This is a genomic window from Rhizobium sp. NLR22b (assembly GCF_019685295.1).
Lineage (GTDB): Bacteria > Pseudomonadota > Alphaproteobacteria > Rhizobiales > Rhizobiaceae > Rhizobium.
This window is the reverse complement of record NZ_JABDWM010000015.1, coordinates 134,099-148,993: the sequence shown is the minus strand read 5'-3', so window position 1 is coordinate 148,993 and position 14,895 is coordinate 134,099. Positions and strand designations below refer to the sequence as shown.

Annotated in this window: 13 protein-coding genes and 1 pseudogene; 6 read left to right on the top strand and 8 right to left on the bottom strand. The window is 62.1% G+C overall.

The genetic code is table 11. The features are described from left to right. Window position 1 precedes the first annotated feature (1 nt). From HJC00_RS23365 to HJC00_RS23345, 5 genes are read left to right on the top strand one after another with little or no spacing between them, the layout of a single operon-like run. Complete coding sequence (locus HJC00_RS23365) at window positions 2–1,414, top strand: amidase (protein WP_210633581.1); 1,413 nt, start codon at window positions 2–4, stop codon at window positions 1,412–1,414. Then, complete coding sequence (locus HJC00_RS23360; RefSeq protein WP_221124346.1) at window positions 1,411–2,943, top strand: ABC transporter ATP-binding protein; 1,533 nt, start codon at window positions 1,411–1,413, stop codon at window positions 2,941–2,943. The genes HJC00_RS23365 and HJC00_RS23360 overlap by 4 nt, the downstream gene beginning before the upstream one ends. Beyond that, a complete protein-coding gene (locus tag HJC00_RS23355) occupies window positions 2,933–3,982 on the top strand; it encodes an ABC transporter permease (protein WP_210633583.1) in 1,050 nt (349 codons plus the stop codon). Before HJC00_RS23360 ends, HJC00_RS23355 begins: the two co-directional genes overlap by 11 nt. Next, window positions 3,979–4,923, top strand: coding sequence for an ABC transporter permease (locus HJC00_RS23350; protein WP_221147516.1), 945 nt, complete (start codon window positions 3,979–3,981; stop codon window positions 4,921–4,923). The genes HJC00_RS23355 and HJC00_RS23350 overlap by 4 nt, the downstream gene beginning before the upstream one ends. A 26-nt stretch (window positions 4,924–4,949) precedes the next feature. Continuing rightward, window positions 4,950–6,239 carry an amidohydrolase family protein gene (locus HJC00_RS23345; protein ID WP_221164671.1) on the top strand — a complete coding sequence of 430 codons (1,290 nt, stop codon included), beginning with the start codon at window positions 4,950–4,952 and terminating at the stop codon, window positions 6,237–6,239. A 20-nt stretch (window positions 6,240–6,259) separates the two neighbouring features. On the opposite strand, the pseudogene HJC00_RS23340 reads toward HJC00_RS23345, so the two are convergent. Then, window positions 6,260–7,028: pseudogene (locus HJC00_RS23340) on the bottom strand (class I SAM-dependent methyltransferase). 130 nt (window positions 7,029–7,158) lie between these two features. Between HJC00_RS23340 and HJC00_RS23335 the strand changes: the two are divergent. Beyond that, window positions 7,159–8,025 carry an alpha/beta fold hydrolase gene (locus tag HJC00_RS23335; RefSeq protein ID WP_221147571.1) on the top strand — a complete coding sequence of 289 codons (867 nt, stop codon included), beginning with the start codon at window positions 7,159–7,161 and terminating at the stop codon, window positions 8,023–8,025. A 69-nt stretch (window positions 8,026–8,094) separates the two neighbouring features. Here the strand turns inward: HJC00_RS23335 and msrA are convergent, their stop codons facing one another. From msrA to HJC00_RS23300, 7 genes are all read right to left on the bottom strand, one after another. After that, entirely contained in the window at window positions 8,095–8,604 is a 510-nt protein-coding gene (gene msrA / locus HJC00_RS23330; protein ID WP_210633589.1) for a peptide-methionine (S)-S-oxide reductase MsrA, read from the bottom strand. Between the two features lie 78 nt (window positions 8,605–8,682). Next, a complete protein-coding gene (locus tag HJC00_RS23325; protein WP_221164670.1) occupies window positions 8,683–9,516 on the bottom strand; it encodes an inositol monophosphatase family protein in 834 nt (277 codons plus the stop codon). A gap of 106 nt (window positions 9,517–9,622) precedes the next feature. Next, window positions 9,623–10,699: an ABC transporter ATP-binding protein gene (locus HJC00_RS23320; protein WP_221164669.1), complete on the bottom strand. Its 1,077-nt coding sequence runs from the start codon at window positions 10,697–10,699 to the stop codon at window positions 9,623–9,625. A gap of 61 nt (window positions 10,700–10,760) precedes the next feature. Beyond that, window positions 10,761–11,648, bottom strand: a complete 888-nt coding sequence (locus HJC00_RS23315; protein WP_210633594.1) for a carbohydrate ABC transporter permease — start codon at window positions 11,646–11,648, stop codon at window positions 10,761–10,763. Between the two features lie 3 nt (window positions 11,649–11,651). Further along, window positions 11,652–12,560, bottom strand: a complete 909-nt coding sequence (locus HJC00_RS23310; protein ID WP_210633596.1) for a carbohydrate ABC transporter permease — start codon at window positions 12,558–12,560, stop codon at window positions 11,652–11,654. Between the two features lie 66 nt (window positions 12,561–12,626). Continuing rightward, window positions 12,627–13,889, bottom strand: a complete 1,263-nt coding sequence (locus HJC00_RS23305) for an ABC transporter substrate-binding protein (protein ID WP_221164668.1) — start codon at window positions 13,887–13,889, stop codon at window positions 12,627–12,629. A gap of 105 nt (window positions 13,890–13,994) precedes the next feature. Then, window positions 13,995–14,894: a sugar phosphate isomerase/epimerase gene (locus HJC00_RS23300; protein ID WP_210633598.1), complete on the bottom strand. Its 900-nt coding sequence runs from the start codon at window positions 14,892–14,894 to the stop codon at window positions 13,995–13,997. Between the last annotated feature and the right edge of the window lies 1 nt (window position 14,895).

Here is a 14,895-nt window from a genome sequence, read left to right as displayed (position 1 = left end):
CATGCAGGGCGATGCGACGGAACTGGCGGCAGCGATCAGGCATGGCAGCCTGAGTGCTGCAGAAGCCTTGCAGATCTCCCTCGAGGCCGCCGCACGGCATGAGTCGCTCGGCGCGATCGCCTATCTCGATGCCGCCATGGGTTTCGCCGCGGCGCACGCCTGCGATCGGGAGCGGCAGAGCGCGCCCGGCGATTTTGCCGCCCGGCCCTTTCCCGGCGTGCCGACCTTGGCGAAAGATCTTGGCGGCCCCTTTGCCGGGTTGCCGGTGACGGCTGGTTCTCGCCTCTTCGAACGAAAGGGCGGCGAAGCCGATTCCGATCTTGCTTCTCGGTTCCGCGATGCTGGCTTCTGCCTGTTCGGCTTGACGACGAGCCCGGAATTCGGCCTTTCGCTCGCCAGCGAACCGGCAATCGGGCCTGTCTGCCGCAATCCGCTCGATCCGGCCCGCACCGCCGGCGGCTCCTCCGGCGGCGCTGCGGCGGCGGTTGCGGCCGGGATCGTCGCGATCGCCCATGCCACCGACGCCGGCGGCTCGATCCGTGTGCCGGCCGCCTGTTGCGGCCTCGTCGGACTGAAGCCGACCCGCGGCGCCATTCCGGGCGGACCATCCTTCGGCAACCACCTCGCCGGCATCGCCAGCGAACTCGCGGTCTGCCGCTCGGTGCGGGATACGGCACTGATTTTCAGCCGGCTGACCGGTCATGCGCGCGGCCCTGTTGCGGATCCCTCCCCTGTCGATACCGGCGCTGGCCGTTTGCGGATCGGCCTGCTGACCGATACTGGGTCGGCCTACCCGACCGAGGGCGATCGGCTCACAGCCGTCGAGGCGGCGGTGCGCGTGCTCGAGAACGATGGACATGTCGTCGTCCCGCTCGCCTGGACCGACTTCGAATGGAGCGTCATCGCCAGCAGCCGCGCCTTCGCCGATATCGTTTCCGTCAACCTCGCCGCGCTCATCGAGGCGGCAGTGCTCGATGAAAGCAGGGCCGAGCCTCTCACGCAGGCTTTCGCGGCGCGCGGGCGGGCACTGTCGGCCATTATGCTCTGGAACACCCTGAGCGACGCCGTCCTGGTGAGCCATCGTCTCTGGTCACTGTTCGACAGGGTCGATTGCATCCTGATGCCGATGCTCGCCGCCGCGCCCCTTGCGATCGGCTCCTTTCCGTCCGATCATGCCGACACGGAACTGCATCTCGAACGAATGGCGGCATTCGCGCCGCTTGCCTGCCTGGCCAATATTTCGGGTTTTCCTGCTTTGACGCTCCCTTTCGGACAGGATCAACAGGCTATGCCGCTGCCGCTGCAGCTCTTGGCGCCTATGGGCCACGAGCCACGCCTTCTGTCGCTTGCCGCACGCCTGGAGGCCGAGGGGCGATGGCAGCACCGGTTTCCGGTGGCGGGATTGTTGTCATGACCGGGTCTGTTCTCGAGATTGTCGGCGTCAGCAAACGCTTCGGCGCCAATCTCGCCAATGACGATATTTCCATGACCCTCGCCAAGGGCGAGATCGTGGCCCTGCTCGGCGAGAACGGTGCCGGCAAGACCACGCTGATGAGTATCCTTTTCGGCCATTACGTGCCGGATGCCGGCCGAATTCTGATCGACGGCGCCGAGCTGCCGCAGGGAAAGCCGCGCGCGGCAATCCGCGCCGGCGTCGGCATGGTGCACCAGCATTTCTCGCTCGCCCCCAATCTGACGGTCCTTGAAAATGTCATGACCGGCACGGAGGGACTATGGTCCTGGCGTTCGGCAACGTCAGCGGCGCGCAAGAAGCTCCTTGCCATTTCCGAGCGCTTCGGCCTCACGGTTGATCCCGACGCTCGCCTTGGCGATCTGTCGGTCGGCGAGCAGCAGCGAGTGGAAATCCTCAAGGCGCTCTACAACGACGCCCGCATCCTCATCCTCGACGAGCCGACGGCGGTGCTGACCAACATCGAGGCCGAGCGGCTGTTCACGACGCTGAAGGAAATGGCCCGCCAGGGCCTGTCGTTGATCTTTATCTCGCACAAGCTCGATGAGGTCATGGCTGCGGCCGACCGCATCGTCGTCTTACGCGGCGGCAAGATGGTCGCCGAACGCAGGTCAGCGGAAACCGGCAAGGCGGAACTCGCCGAACTGATGGTCGGGCGGCGCGTCACACGGCCCGTGCGCGAGCCGTCGACACCCGGGGCCATTGCCCTCGAAGCGGACGGCGTGACGGTGCGCACCGGCGGCGTCGATCGGCTGAAATCGGTCAGCTTTCGGCTGCATCAGGGCGAGATCCTCGGCATTATCGGCGTTTCGGGCAATGGCCAGGCGGCGTTGGCGCGCCTTCTGTCCGGCACGCTGGCGCGCAGCGGCGGCGACCTCAGGCTGTTCGGGGAAGCGGTCGGTCATCTCGGCGTCGCCGATGTCGTCGAAGCCGGCATTGGCCGCATTCCCGAGGACCGCAACCATGAGGGCGTGATCGGCGAAATGGCCATCTGGGAAAATGCGGTGCTGGAGCGCATCGCTTCGCCCACCTTCTCGCGCCGCGGGCTCGTCAACCGCAAGGCCGGCATGGCCTTTGCCCGCGAGATCATCGACGGCTTCGACGTTCGCGGCGGCGGCCCGGCAACCCGCGCGCGGCTGCTGTCCGGCGGCAATATGCAAAAGCTCATTCTCGGGCGCAGTCTATATCGGCGGCCGCGCATCCTGATCGCGGCGCAGCCTGCGCGCGGCCTCGATGAAGGTGCGGTTGCCGCCGTGCATGCGCGCCTGCTGGAAGCTCGTCGGCAGGGGACTGCGGTGCTGCTGATCTCGGAGGATCTTGACGAGGTGATTGCGCTTGCAGACCGCATACAGGCGATCGTCGGCGGCCGGCTGTCGCCGCCCGTCGACGCCGATGGCGCCGACGCCCGCAGGCTGGGGCTGATGATGGCCGGCGAATGGCAAGAGACCCGCGAGGCCGATCATGCGATTTGAGCGCCGCGAGCACCGCCCGCTTTACCTGCTGATCGCCACCCCCGTCATCGCCATCATCGCGGCGCTGGCGCTGGCGGGCATCTTGATCTCGATCGCCGGCGCACCTGTTCTCGACGCCTATTGGCGCATTCTGACCGGCGCCTTCGGTTCGCGGCTTTCGGCGACCGAAACGCTGACACGGGCAACGCCGCTGATGCTGACCGGGCTTGCTGCCGCCGTCGCCTTCCGGGCGCGGCTCTGGAATATTGGCGCCGAGGGCCAGTTCTATCTCGGCGCCATTGCCGTTGCGGCAGCAAGTTCGAAACTGCTGGGCAATCTTCCCGCGCCCATCCTCGTCCCGCTCCTGCTGCTGATCGGCGCAATCGCCGGCATGGTGCTGATCCTGGTTCCGCTATGGCTCAGGCTGCGCTTTTCCGTCGATGAGGTCGTCACCAGCCTGCTCATCAACTTCATCGCCGTGCTTTTCGTGTCGATGCTGATCGACGGGGTTCTCAAGGATCCGCTCGCTTTCGGCTGGCCGCAGTCGCAATCCGTCAGCGATCACGCCATGCTGCCGAAGCTGATCGCCCGCTCGCGCCTGCATATCGGCTTTTCGATCGCCATCGTTCTTGCCGTCGTCGTCCATTTCGTTCAGTCCCGTACGGTGTTCGGCATGCAGTCCCGCGCTGCGGGCCTCAATCCCGCCGGCGCGGTCTTCGCAGGTGTGCCCCTCGGCAGAACGCTGGTGAAGGTCGCCTGCCTCTCGGGCGGGCTTGCGGGGCTTGCAGGCGCGATCGAGGTGATGGGCGTCAAGGGTTACGTGACGACCGATCTGTCGCCCGGTTTCGGCTACGCCGGCATCGTGGTGGCGATGCTTGCCAATCTCAATCCGCTCGGTGTCGTCTTCGCCGCCATTTTCACGGCCACCATGTTCGTGGGCGCCGACGGCATGAGCCGGGGTCTCGGCATCCCGACCTATATCGCCGATGTCACAGTGGCGCTGTCGCTGCTGACGATGCTGATCGCGTTGTTCTTCACCCAGTACAGGATCCGGCGATGATGCAGCTGTTCGATATCATCGCCTCCGCCGGCCTCTGGGCGGCAATCCTGCGGATCGCCACGCCGCTGATTTTCGGCACGCTCGGCGCCCTGCTCTGTGAACGGGCGGGTGTGCTCAATCTCGGCATCGAAGGCATCATGACCTTCGGCGCGATGATCGGCTGGCTTTCCGTCTATCATGGCGCCGATCTTTGGACCGGCCTGCTGATTGCTGCGATCGCCGGCGGCGTCTTCGGTCTGCTGCATGCGGGGCTGACGGTGACGCTCGGCCTCTCGCAGCATGTCTCCGGTCTCGGCGTCACGCTCTTTGCATCGAGCTTCAGTTATTATGTCTTCCGGCTGATCGTGCCGCTTGCCAATACGCCGCCGACCATCGTGCCGTTCCAGCCGATCGCCATTCCCGGCCTCTCGACGCTGCCTTTCATCGGCCCGGCCTTCTTCACGCAGACCGCGCCGACCTATCTTGCGATCCTGATCGCCCTGTTGATGGCCTACATCATCTTCCGCACGCCCATGGGGCTTGCGATCCGCATGACCGGCGAAAACCCGCATGCTGCGGAAGCCCAGGGCGTCAATCCGATGAAGGTGCGTTACGGCGCGGTCATCGCCGGCAGCGCGCTGATGGGAATGGGCGGCGCCTTCCTGACCTTGTCGGCGTTCAACAGCTTCTTCCCGACCATGGTGCAGGGGCGCGGATGGATCTGCATCGCGCTCGTCGTCTTCGCCTCCTGGCGGCCGGGCCGGGCGCTTTTCGGCGCCCTGCTCTTCGCGTTCTTCGATGCCTTTCAGCTTCGGCTGCAAACCGTGCTGAGCGGGCTTGTGCCCTATCAGCTCTTCCTGATGACGCCCTATATTCTCTCCATCGCCGCGCTTGCCGTCATGGCCCGCCGCGCCCGCGTTCCGCAGGCGCTGATGCAGCCCTACCGCCGCGGCGAGCGCTGAGACCGTCCACATCCAACGAGGCTCCGATGTTCGATCTGATCGTCAGAAACGCAAATCTCCCCGATGGCCGCACCGGCATCGATATCGGCATCGAGGGCGGCAGGATCTTTGCCGTCGAGCCCAATCTCCAGGCGCAGGCTGGCGAAGAAATCGATGCAACCGGCAGGCTGATCAGCCCGCCTTTCGTCGATCCGCATTTTCATATGGACGCCACCCTGTCGCTCGGCCTGCCGCGCATGAACGTCTCCGGCACGCTGCTCGAAGGCATCGCACTTTGGGGCGAGCTGCGCCCCATCGTGACGAGGGAAGAACTGGTCGATCGCGCGCTGCGCTATTGCGATCTGGCGGTGACGCAAGGCCTGCTTTTCATCCGCAGCCATGTCGATACCAGCGATCCCAGGCTGGTGACGGTCGAGGCGATGATCGAGGTCCGCGAGAGGGTCGCGCCCTATATCGACCTGCAATTGGTCGCCTTCCCGCAAGACGGCTATTACCGCTCGCCGGGCGCGATCGACGCGCTCAACCGTGCTCTCGACATGGGCGTCGACATCGTCGGCGGCATTCCGCACTTCGAACGGACGATGGGCGAAGGGACGGCCTCGGTCGAGGCGCTCTGCCGTATCGCCGCCGATCGCGGCCTGCCGGTCGACATGCATTGCGACGAAACCGACGATCCGCTCTCGCGCCATATCGAGACGCTGGCCGCGCAAACCATCCGCTTCGGACTGCAGGGACGTGTCGCTGGCTCGCATCTGACCTCGATGCATTCGATGGACAATTATTATGTTTCCAAGCTCATCCCGCTGATGGCAGAGGGTAAGATCAACGTCATCCCCAATCCGCTGATCAACATCATGCTGCAAGGCCGGCACGATACCTATCCGAAACGCCGCGGCATGACCCGCGTGAGGGAGTTGATGGATGCCGGGCTCAACGTTTCCTTCGGGCATGATTGCGTCATGGACCCGTGGTATTCGATGGGATCAGGCGACATGCTGGAGGTCGGCCATATGGCGATCCATGTCGCGCAGATGGCCGGCATCCAAGACAAGAAGAAGATCTTCGATGCCCTGACGGTCAACTCGGCAAAGACGATGGGCCTTTCAGGTTACGGCCTGGAGAAGGGATGCAACGCCGACCTCGTCATCCTCCAGGCGCGCGATACGCTGGAAGCGCTGCGGCTGAAGCCGAACCGACTGGCCGTGATCCGCCGCGGCAAGGTTATCGTCCGCTCGGCGCCGCGCATCGGCGAGCTTTTCCTGGACGGGCGTCCGGCCCGGATCGATAGTGGTCTGGATTACGCGCCGCGCTATTGAGACGCGACGACGCCTGCGCGCTATCTCGTTGCGCGGCGGGCTGTGATGATCCAGGCGCGGGAGTCGAAAAACACACCCTCCGGCGCCATATGCGCCGCCAGCAAATCGCGCAGACGCTGCAGCGGTTTGCCGGGCGGCTCATCGGTGCGTGCGAGCGCGTCCTTCACAAGATAAAGGCCGGCGAGCGCCTCGGACGCCGCATCGACGTCCGGTCCATAGAAGACCGGCTCTCGCACGTCGGCAAAATCGATCGACGTAAAACCTGCGGTACTCAAAAGGTCCTTCGCAATGGGAGGATTGCCAAGCGAAAACGGATTGGGACCACCTGCCGAAATCGTAGTTGCGGGCGCCAGGGCCTGCCGGATGGCGCCAGACCACTCGTTATGCTCCCGGATTTGCCATACCATCCACACAAGGCGCGCGCCCGGACGCATCGCCCTGCCGATATTGGCAAATGCCGCCGCCGGATCGGCAAAAAACATCACGCCGAACCGGCTGATGCAGAGGTCGAAGCCGGCAGCCGGCATGGAATTGCGCGTCTGCCTGCTCGAATACCACATTTCGCAAACCTTCCGCAGCACTCCGTCGCCTTGCGACTTCGAGCATCTCGGCTGATGTATCCACTCCGACCGCTTTTCCTTGCGGCGCGGCGCGGGCGGCCTCGCGCGTCGTCTGTCCCGCGCCGCAGCCGATATCGAGCACCAGGTCACCGGGGGCAACGCCGGCAGCAATACGCAGGTGCCGATTGTGTCTCGCCGCGTCGTAAAAGTCGGCACGATCCAACGCCATAACACTCACTTTGCTTTGTTCGAGGATCAATCTTCAGTCTGATGGGGATTCGCGTGCCAAAACAGATTGCATATGAGGATCAGTTATGCAAGATGAAGACTGGTTGCGAATTGCAATCGGAAAGATGGGTATGGAAATGACCGGGTCAACTCTCGTCGCCGAAAAGATCGTCGCATTCGAAAATGTGCAACTGCACACCCAGGCCTTCGGCGATCCGGCCCACCCGCCCGTATTGTTGATCATGGGGGTGATGTCTTCGATGCTGTGGTGGCCGGAAAGGTTCTGCGAGGAACTCGCCGCACAAGGGCGCTACGTGATCCGCTACGACCAGCGCGACACCGGCCTTTCCACGTGTTATCCGCCGGGCGAGCCGGACTATTCGTTTAGCGATCTGGCCGACGACGCCATCGCCGTTCTCGACGGTTATGGAATTGAGGCCGCGCATCTGGTGGGCATGTCGATGGGCGGTTTCGTGGCGCAAGAGGCCGCATTGCGCCACCGCCGGCGCGTGCGGACACTTACCGTGATCAGCTCGTCGCCGGTCGGAGTCGACGGCCTGCCTTCTTCGACCAAAGCTTACAAGGAACATTCCGCCGCTGCCGAAAGTCTCGACTGGTCGGACCTTGGGACCATCGCCGATTTCCTGCGCCGCGATTCAGCCATGCTGGCCGGCACCAGGCATCCGCACGATGCCGAGGCGGCAACCGCCCTCATCGCACGCGACATGAGCCGCGCCGCGTCCTTTGTCAGCGCGATCAACCATTTCATGCTGTTGAGCGAGGATGGCGCCGCCACGTTGCATGCGTCCGGTATCGATGTGCCGGTTCTCGTAATTCACGGGACGTCGGATCCGCTCTTCCCGATCGAACACGGAGAGGCCTTCACCCGTGTCGCGCCGAGCGCTGAGCTGCACCGGCTTGTTGGTGGCGGGCACGAAATTCACGATCGGGACATCGACGAAATGGTGCGTATCATTGCCGATCGCACCGGGTTCTGACCCGCCTGCCGAGCGGCTGGACGCGCCATGCATGCCGGCATTGTTTCCGGCATGCATGCGCCAATTGCGTCAGGCAATCTTCTGGCGGGCCGGCAGCTTCCAGCCGGGCCGGATGAAATGGCAGGTATAGCCGTTCGGAATCCGTTCCAGATAATCCTGATGCTCTGGCTCGGCCTCCCAGAAATCGCTCACCGGCACGACCTCAGTGACGACCTTGCCGGGCCACAAGCCGGACGCGTCGACATCGGCGATCGTATCGCGGGCGACACGCTCCTGCTCCGGGCTGGTGTAGAAGATCGCCGAGCGATAGCTCGTGCCGACGTCGTTGCCCTGGCGGTTGCGCGTGCTCGGATCATGGATCTGGAAGAAGAATTCGAGGATTTCGCGATAGCTGATCCGGGCGGGGTCGAAGATGATCTCGATCGCCTCGGCATGGGTGCCGTGGTTGCGGTAGGTGGCATTCGGCACATCGCCGCCGGTATAGCCGACGCGGGTCGAAATAACGCCATTATAGCGGCGGATGAGGTCCTGCATGCCCCAGAAGCAGCCGCCGGCGAGCACTGCACGTTCTTCGGTCATTGGGTGTCTCCTTGTTTCCCGAGAGATAGTGTCTCGCACCTTAGATTTCCATATCTCGAGTCCGGCGACCGGCCTGGTTCACGCGTTGACCAGGAAGCCTTCCTTGAGCCAGGGATGCAGCGCCTTGCTGGCCGCGAGGATATCGCCGCGCCCGTCGACTTCAGCGCCGGAAAACCGCGTGACGATGCCGCCGGCCTCTTCGACCATCAGCGCCGAAGCGCCGAAATCATGGATCGAGAGCCCATCCTCGAAAAAGCCGTCCAGCCGGCCGCAGGCGACATAGGCGATCGACAGCGCCGCCGAGCCCAGGCGGCGCACGCCCGCCGTGTTGGCCATCAGGCGTTTGATGGCATCGAAATAGGTCTCCTCCGCAACCGCCTTCACCTGGCCGGGAATGGGCAGCCCGGCGCCGATCAGCACGTTTTCGATGTCGGAGACATCGGCGCAGCGGATGCGCTCGCCATTGAGATAGGCGCCGCCGCCGATCTCGGCGCTGAACAGTTCATCGAGCATGGCGTCGTAGACGACACCGGCGACCAGTCGCCCGCCTTCGGCAATTGAAATCGTCATACCGAAATGCGGAACGCCCCAGGCGTAATTGGTCGTGCCGTCGATCGGGTCGATGTAGATAATCGGGGTCTCCGGCCCAGCCGTGCGGTTACCGACGGCCTCCTCGCCCTGGATGGCATATTCAGGGAAAGCCTTGACCATCTCATCGACGATGATACGCTCGATGGCGACATCGATTTCAGTCTGATAATCGCGCGGCGCCTTGGCCAGTATTTCCCCGGATGTCCGCCGCCGCAGGGAAGCCCGGGCCGTCTCGCCCGCCTTCAACACCGTTTCGGCAAGCACGATGAGGCGGGGCGACGCGTTCGGGGAAAGGCGCGCTGAAGTCGGGGAGGATGCCATGAAAAAAATCCGGATGCTGTAGATATGAACGAAGTGAATCGTGCGGAGCCACTCCCTTCGCAGAGACCGATGATGGTTTTATGAAGCTGCCCGCGCCCGACAGGTCTTATATCAGGCGCTCGGTCGATGCGTCAAAAAGATGGACCTGGGCCGGATCGACCGAAAGTCCGATCATCTCTCCTGGTCTGACCTTGTCGCGCCGCGTCTCGACGATCGTCAGTTCCGGCTGCGTCGCCGCGACGATGAAGGTCGAGGAGCCCGTGGATTCGACGAAGGCGATCGGCACGTCCAAGCTGCCCTGCCCGGGCGCGACAACCTCGATATGCTCCGGCCGGATGCCGGCGACGAGCTTGCGTCCAGGTTCGATTGCGCGTGCCAGTGCAAGCTTCTGTTTTACCGCGCCGAAATCCAATACCAGGCTCTTGCCGTCTTCGGCGGCGATCGCTGGAATGAAATTCATCGCCGGAGAACCGATGAACCCGGCGACGAACCGGTTCGCCGGCCGGTCGTAAAGGTCAAGCGGCGCGCCCTGCTGTTCGATGATGCCGTCGCGCATCACCACGACATGGTCGGCCATCGTCATCGCTTCGACCTGGTCATGCGTGACGTAGACGAAGGTGGCGTTCAGCCGGTCATGCAACGCCCGGATTTCCTTGCGCATCGAGACACGCAACGCGGCATCAAGGTTGGAAAGCGGCTCGTCGAACAGGAAGGCTTGGGGGTTGCGGATAATTGCGCGGCCCATGGCGACGCGCTGTCGTTGGCCCCCGGAAAGCTGGCGCGGATAACGGTCGAGCAGTCTGGAAAGGCCGGTGATGGCAGCGACCTCCTCGGCTTTCTGTTTTGCCTCAGCCTTGGGGACGCGGTGCATCTTCAGCGAGTAGGTCAGGTTCTGTTCCACCGTCATATGCGGATAGAGGGCGTAACTCTGAAAAACCATGGCGATATCGCGTGCTCGCGGCGGCACGTCGTTCATCACCTTGCCGGCAATCTTCAGCGTGCCGCCGGTAATTTTTTCCAGCCCGGCAAGCGAACGGAGCAACGTCGACTTGCCGCATCCTGACGGACCGACCAGCGCCACGAATGTGCCCTTGGGAATTGATAGGTTGACGTTCTTAAGCGCGTGAAAGGCGCCGTAGTGCTTCTCGACGCCCGAGAGTTCGATTTGGATGTCCTGGCTCATACCGAAAACCTTGCAGGTCCCCAACCGGGACCGATGAGATGGTCAAGGGTGAAAAACGTCGTCACTTGACTGCTCCAGCGGCGATGCCGCGCGTCAGCGTGCGCTGGAAGATCAAGAAGAAGATCACGGTCGGTATTATACCCAGGAAAGCCGCCGAGGCCTGCAGCACCGGGTCCGACATGTTCTGACCGCGGGTGAGGCCCATGGCGACCGAGACCGTCTGGTTGTTATTCGATACCAACATGACGAGCGGGATCAAGAATTCGTTCCAAGTCCAGATGAAAAAGAAGGTTCCCAGGACCATGAGCGTCGGCCTCAGCATCGGGACGACGACAAACCACAGCGTTTTCCAATGGGTCGAGCCATCCATCTCTGCCGCTTCGAGGATTTCCTTGGGAAAGGTACTCAGCACGGTCGAGAGCAGGTAAGTCCCGAAAGCGCTTTGCAGGACCGCGAAAATGATGATCACGGAAAGCTGCGTATCATAGAGGCCGCTCGCTTTCGCCATGTAGTAAAGCGGGTAAATGATGGACTCCTGCGGCACCATAATGCCGAGAAGAAAGACCACCAAAATCACGCGCGAACCCGGCACCTTGCCGACCCCAATCGCATAGGCGTTGAACAGGCTTATCAGTACCCCCAACACCGATACAGCCAGACTGATCACCACGCTGTTGAGCAGCTTGCGGCCGAAATCAGACACCGTCCAGAATTTCTCGATCGCCGTGAGATCGATCGACCGAGGAATCGAAAGCGGTCCGCCGACCGCGTATTCGGCGCTCGCCTTGACGGCGTTGAGCAGAGCAAGGAAAAAGGGAAAGAGCGTAAAGGCGAGGAGCAGAATAAGGATGGCCAGCACCACCCACCGCATGGGATCGCGTCGGGCGCGATCGGCAGGTGCGGTCGCTTTTGCCTTGGTGGTACCGTCGCTGAGAACGGAGTAAGCCATGATCTACTCCTTCGCCTCCTGCTGGGACTGGAAACGTAGGAAAATCACGGCCAAAGCGATCGTCAGAGTCGTCTGCACGACCGCGATGGCTGCGGCATAGCCGACGCGTTGTGTTGTGAAGAAGTGGTAGTAAGTCAGATAGGATGGCACGAGGGTGGAATTGTCGGGGCCGCCGGCGGTGATGACAAAAATTGGCGCAAAGACTTTAAGCGCTGCGATCAGTGTGGTCAGCACAACGACGAAAATCTCCGGCGCCAGGAGCGGAATGGTGATCGTCACCAGCCGGCTCCACCAGTTTGCGCCATCGAGCTCGGCAGCCTCGTAGAGGGAAGGGTCGATGCGCGAAAGACCGGCCATGAAAACCACCAGACAGTAGCCGACCTGTATCCAGACAATGACGAGCGAGACGGCAGCAAGCGCGTATGTCGCATCGCCGATCCAGTTCTGGGCGAGGTTATCAAGGCCGATGGCCTTCAGCGTGATGTTGATGACACCGACGGGATTGAGAATCCAGCCCCAGAGCACGCCCGCGACCGTTACGGGCAGAATCTGCGGTAAGTAAAAACCGGCCCTGAAGAAGCTCGAAACCCATTCCCCGAATTGGTCCCTGACGTAGTCGAACAGCAGAGCGGCGAGCACCAGGCCGATACACACGGGTATCACGGTCATCGAGACGATGAACAGTAGCGTGTGATACATCGATCCCCAGAATTGATCGTCCGTAAGCAGGCGATGATAGTTCTGCAGGCCGACCGGTCGCGGCGTGCCAACGCCCTTCCATGCCGTGAAGCTCAGCCCGATATTGGCGAGCTGCGGTATGAGCACGATCAGAATGAAGCCGATCACCCCCGGGATGAGGTAGAGGCTATAGCTTCGTGAACCGTCGCTCGATCGCTGGCTGGATATAGCCATATCATTCTTCCTTCAGCCTACCACAATGGGCTGCGCCGGAGGCGCAGCCCAGCGTTCAAGGTCGCGCTACTGGTTCTCCTGCGCGTCGTCGTAGACCTGCTTGATCTCTTCGACGAACTGCTCCGCAGTCAGACTGCCCTGGAAAAGGCCGGTGTCTTTCTGATTGAGCACGTCGTAGTAGCCGGGGACCGGCCAGTCAGGATAGAAACCGAGGCCGTTTTTGTCAGAGATCTGCTTGAAAACCGCTGCGGCGTTCTTACCGATGGGATTGGTGATGGCGGAAAGATCAGCGGCGATCGGGACGCCGCCGGCATTGCCGAGTTCAGCTTGGTACTTCGGCGACAAGGTCAGGCTGATCCACTCGGCGGCGAGATCGGGATTCTTGCTACTTTTGGGAACGACCCAGAGATTGCCTGTCGAGCCGACCGAATATTTCGGTGTCGGAATGACGAACTGACCCCACTTGAAGTCCTTGATGGTCGAGGCAAAGGTGCCGAGATTCCACGTGCCCGAGACGTACATCGGTGCTTTGCCCGAGGTAAAGAGCAGAGCTGCATCCGGGTCCTTCATGCCCGTGGAGTCCTTGCTGATGTAGCCCTTGCTGACCCAGTCGACCAAGGTCTGGGCCGCATAGAGGTAGGGCGCGCCGTCGAGAGGCGCCTTCAAACCCTGATAATTCTGGATCCAGGCGTCATCGGCCTTGGTGTAGGCGAGAGAGGCAAGCAAGTGCTGGCCACTGGTGTCGATGGCGCCGAGCGCGAGGGGCGTGAGACCTTTCTGCTTGAAGGCTTCCAAGTCAGCGACCCACTCTTCAAGCGTGGTCGGCGGATTGAGGCCTGCCTTTTCGAACATGTCAATATTGTAGAAGCACGAAACATATTCGCCGAAGACAGAAACGCCCCAAACAGGGCCAGAGCCATAGATTCCCTTTTCGTCATAACGGCTGAGGACAAAATCGCCTTCGTTAAGGATCTTGTCCCAGCCCTCCTTCTTCACGTAGGCATCCAGATTGGTCAGCAATCCCTGGCTTGCAACCAGGCCAGCGGTCGCATTGCCCTTATTGTACTCAAGCACGTCGGGGGCCTGATCGGAATTGAGGATCATGCCGCCCGAGGCCTGCAACTGCTGAAATGTCTTTTGCTCAAAGCTGACGTTGATGTCCGGATGTTTCGCCTTGAACTCCTCGAGCGCCTTCTTCCAGACAATGCCCTGAGCCGTGGTCGGCTCCTCGAACCACCAGATCTTGAAGGTCTTCTGTTCGGCATGGCCGATCGATGTCATCAGCATCGCCGTGCCGAGCGCTAGCGCAAGTGTCGCAATTCTTTTCATGCCTTCCTCCCAAAAAAGCGGCTGCGCCGCGAAAAGACGAGTTAGTCAGTCATGGCGCCCCGCCCCGGCCTCCCAGCCCGGCGGCGCTCCATTTTAGTCGGTTGATCAGGGATCAACAATGAAATCTCCGCCCCGGCACTTCTTCAGATAGTTGAGCCCGTGAACCTGGCCAGTCATTTCGAGCTCGTCGCGATAGACCGGGTCGTGCCAGCCTTCGATGTCGATCGAGCCGGACCAGCCGGCGAGGCGCAACTCGGAGATGATGTCGGTCCAGTTGCTGTCGCCGAAGCCCGGCGTGCGCATGAAGACGAATTTCTCCTTGCCGAAGATGCCGTGTTCCTTGATGACCTCCCAGCGGATGGTCGCGTCCTTGCCGTGGACGTGGAAAAACTTGTGCGCCCATTTGCGGATCTGCGGCATGGGGTCGATCAGATAGACCATCTGATGGCAGGGTTCCCATTCCAGCCCGATATGATCATCCGGCGTTTCGTTGAAGATCAGCTCCCAGGCATCCGGATTGTGGGCGATATTCCAGTCGCCGCTCGCCCAGTTGCCGTCCATGGCGCAATTCTCGAAAGCGATCTTGACGCCCTTGTCGGCCGCCCGTTTGGCCAGCTCGCTCCAGATTTGTCTATAGCGCGGCAGGCTGTCGGTCAGTGGCTTGCCGCGGACGCGGCCGGTGAAGCCGGCAACGCAGGTGGCGCCGAAATGATGGGCATTGTCGATGCAATCCCTCCAGCCCTGCAGCGTCTCGAGATCGATTGCGCTCTCTTCCAGCGGATTGCCGAACATGCCGAGCGTCGAGATGGTGATGTCGCGGTCGCCGATCGCATCAAGGCAGCGCTTGCCGAGCTCGGCGAGGTTCTGCCCCTTGGTCGTCTGCCAGAAGAAAGGTTCGAAGCTTTCGAAGCCGAGGTCGGCAATCTGACCGATGCGCTGGGCGGCATCGCCCTTGTTGCCGCTGACCATGGTGCCGATGCGAATGGATTTTGCAGGGTTGCTCACG

Bases quoted from the DNA above. Each gene is read 5' to 3' on its own strand.
- HJC00_RS23365 (WP_210633581.1), top strand. From the start codon at position 2: ATGCAGGGCGATGCGACGGAACTGGCGGCAGCGATCAGGCATGGCAGC.
- HJC00_RS23325 (WP_221164670.1), bottom strand. From the start codon at position 9,516: ATGGCATCCTCCCCGACTTCAGCGCGCCTTTCCCCGAACGCGTCGCCC.
- HJC00_RS23345 (WP_221164671.1), top strand. From the start codon at position 4,950: ATGTTCGATCTGATCGTCAGAAACGCAAATCTCCCCGATGGCCGCACC.
- HJC00_RS23315 (WP_210633594.1), bottom strand. From the start codon at position 11,648: ATGGCTTACTCCGTTCTCAGCGACGGTACCACCAAGGCAAAAGCGACC.
- HJC00_RS23320 (WP_221164669.1), bottom strand. From the start codon at position 10,699: ATGAGCCAGGACATCCAAATCGAACTCTCGGGCGTCGAGAAGCACTAC.
- HJC00_RS23355 (WP_210633583.1), top strand. From the start codon at position 2,933: ATGCGATTTGAGCGCCGCGAGCACCGCCCGCTTTACCTGCTGATCGCC.
- HJC00_RS23350 (WP_221147516.1), top strand. From the start codon at position 3,979: ATGATGCAGCTGTTCGATATCATCGCCTCCGCCGGCCTCTGGGCGGCA.
- HJC00_RS23360 (WP_221124346.1), top strand. From the start codon at position 1,411: ATGACCGGGTCTGTTCTCGAGATTGTCGGCGTCAGCAAACGCTTCGGC.
- msrA (WP_210633589.1), bottom strand. From the start codon at position 8,604: ATGACCGAAGAACGTGCAGTGCTCGCCGGCGGCTGCTTCTGGGGCATG.
- HJC00_RS23310 (WP_210633596.1), bottom strand. From the start codon at position 12,560: ATGGCTATATCCAGCCAGCGATCGAGCGACGGTTCACGAAGCTATAGC.
- HJC00_RS23305 (WP_221164668.1), bottom strand. From the start codon at position 13,889: ATGAAAAGAATTGCGACACTTGCGCTAGCGCTCGGCACGGCGATGCTG.
- HJC00_RS23335 (WP_221147571.1), top strand. From the start codon at position 7,159: ATGGAAATGACCGGGTCAACTCTCGTCGCCGAAAAGATCGTCGCATTC.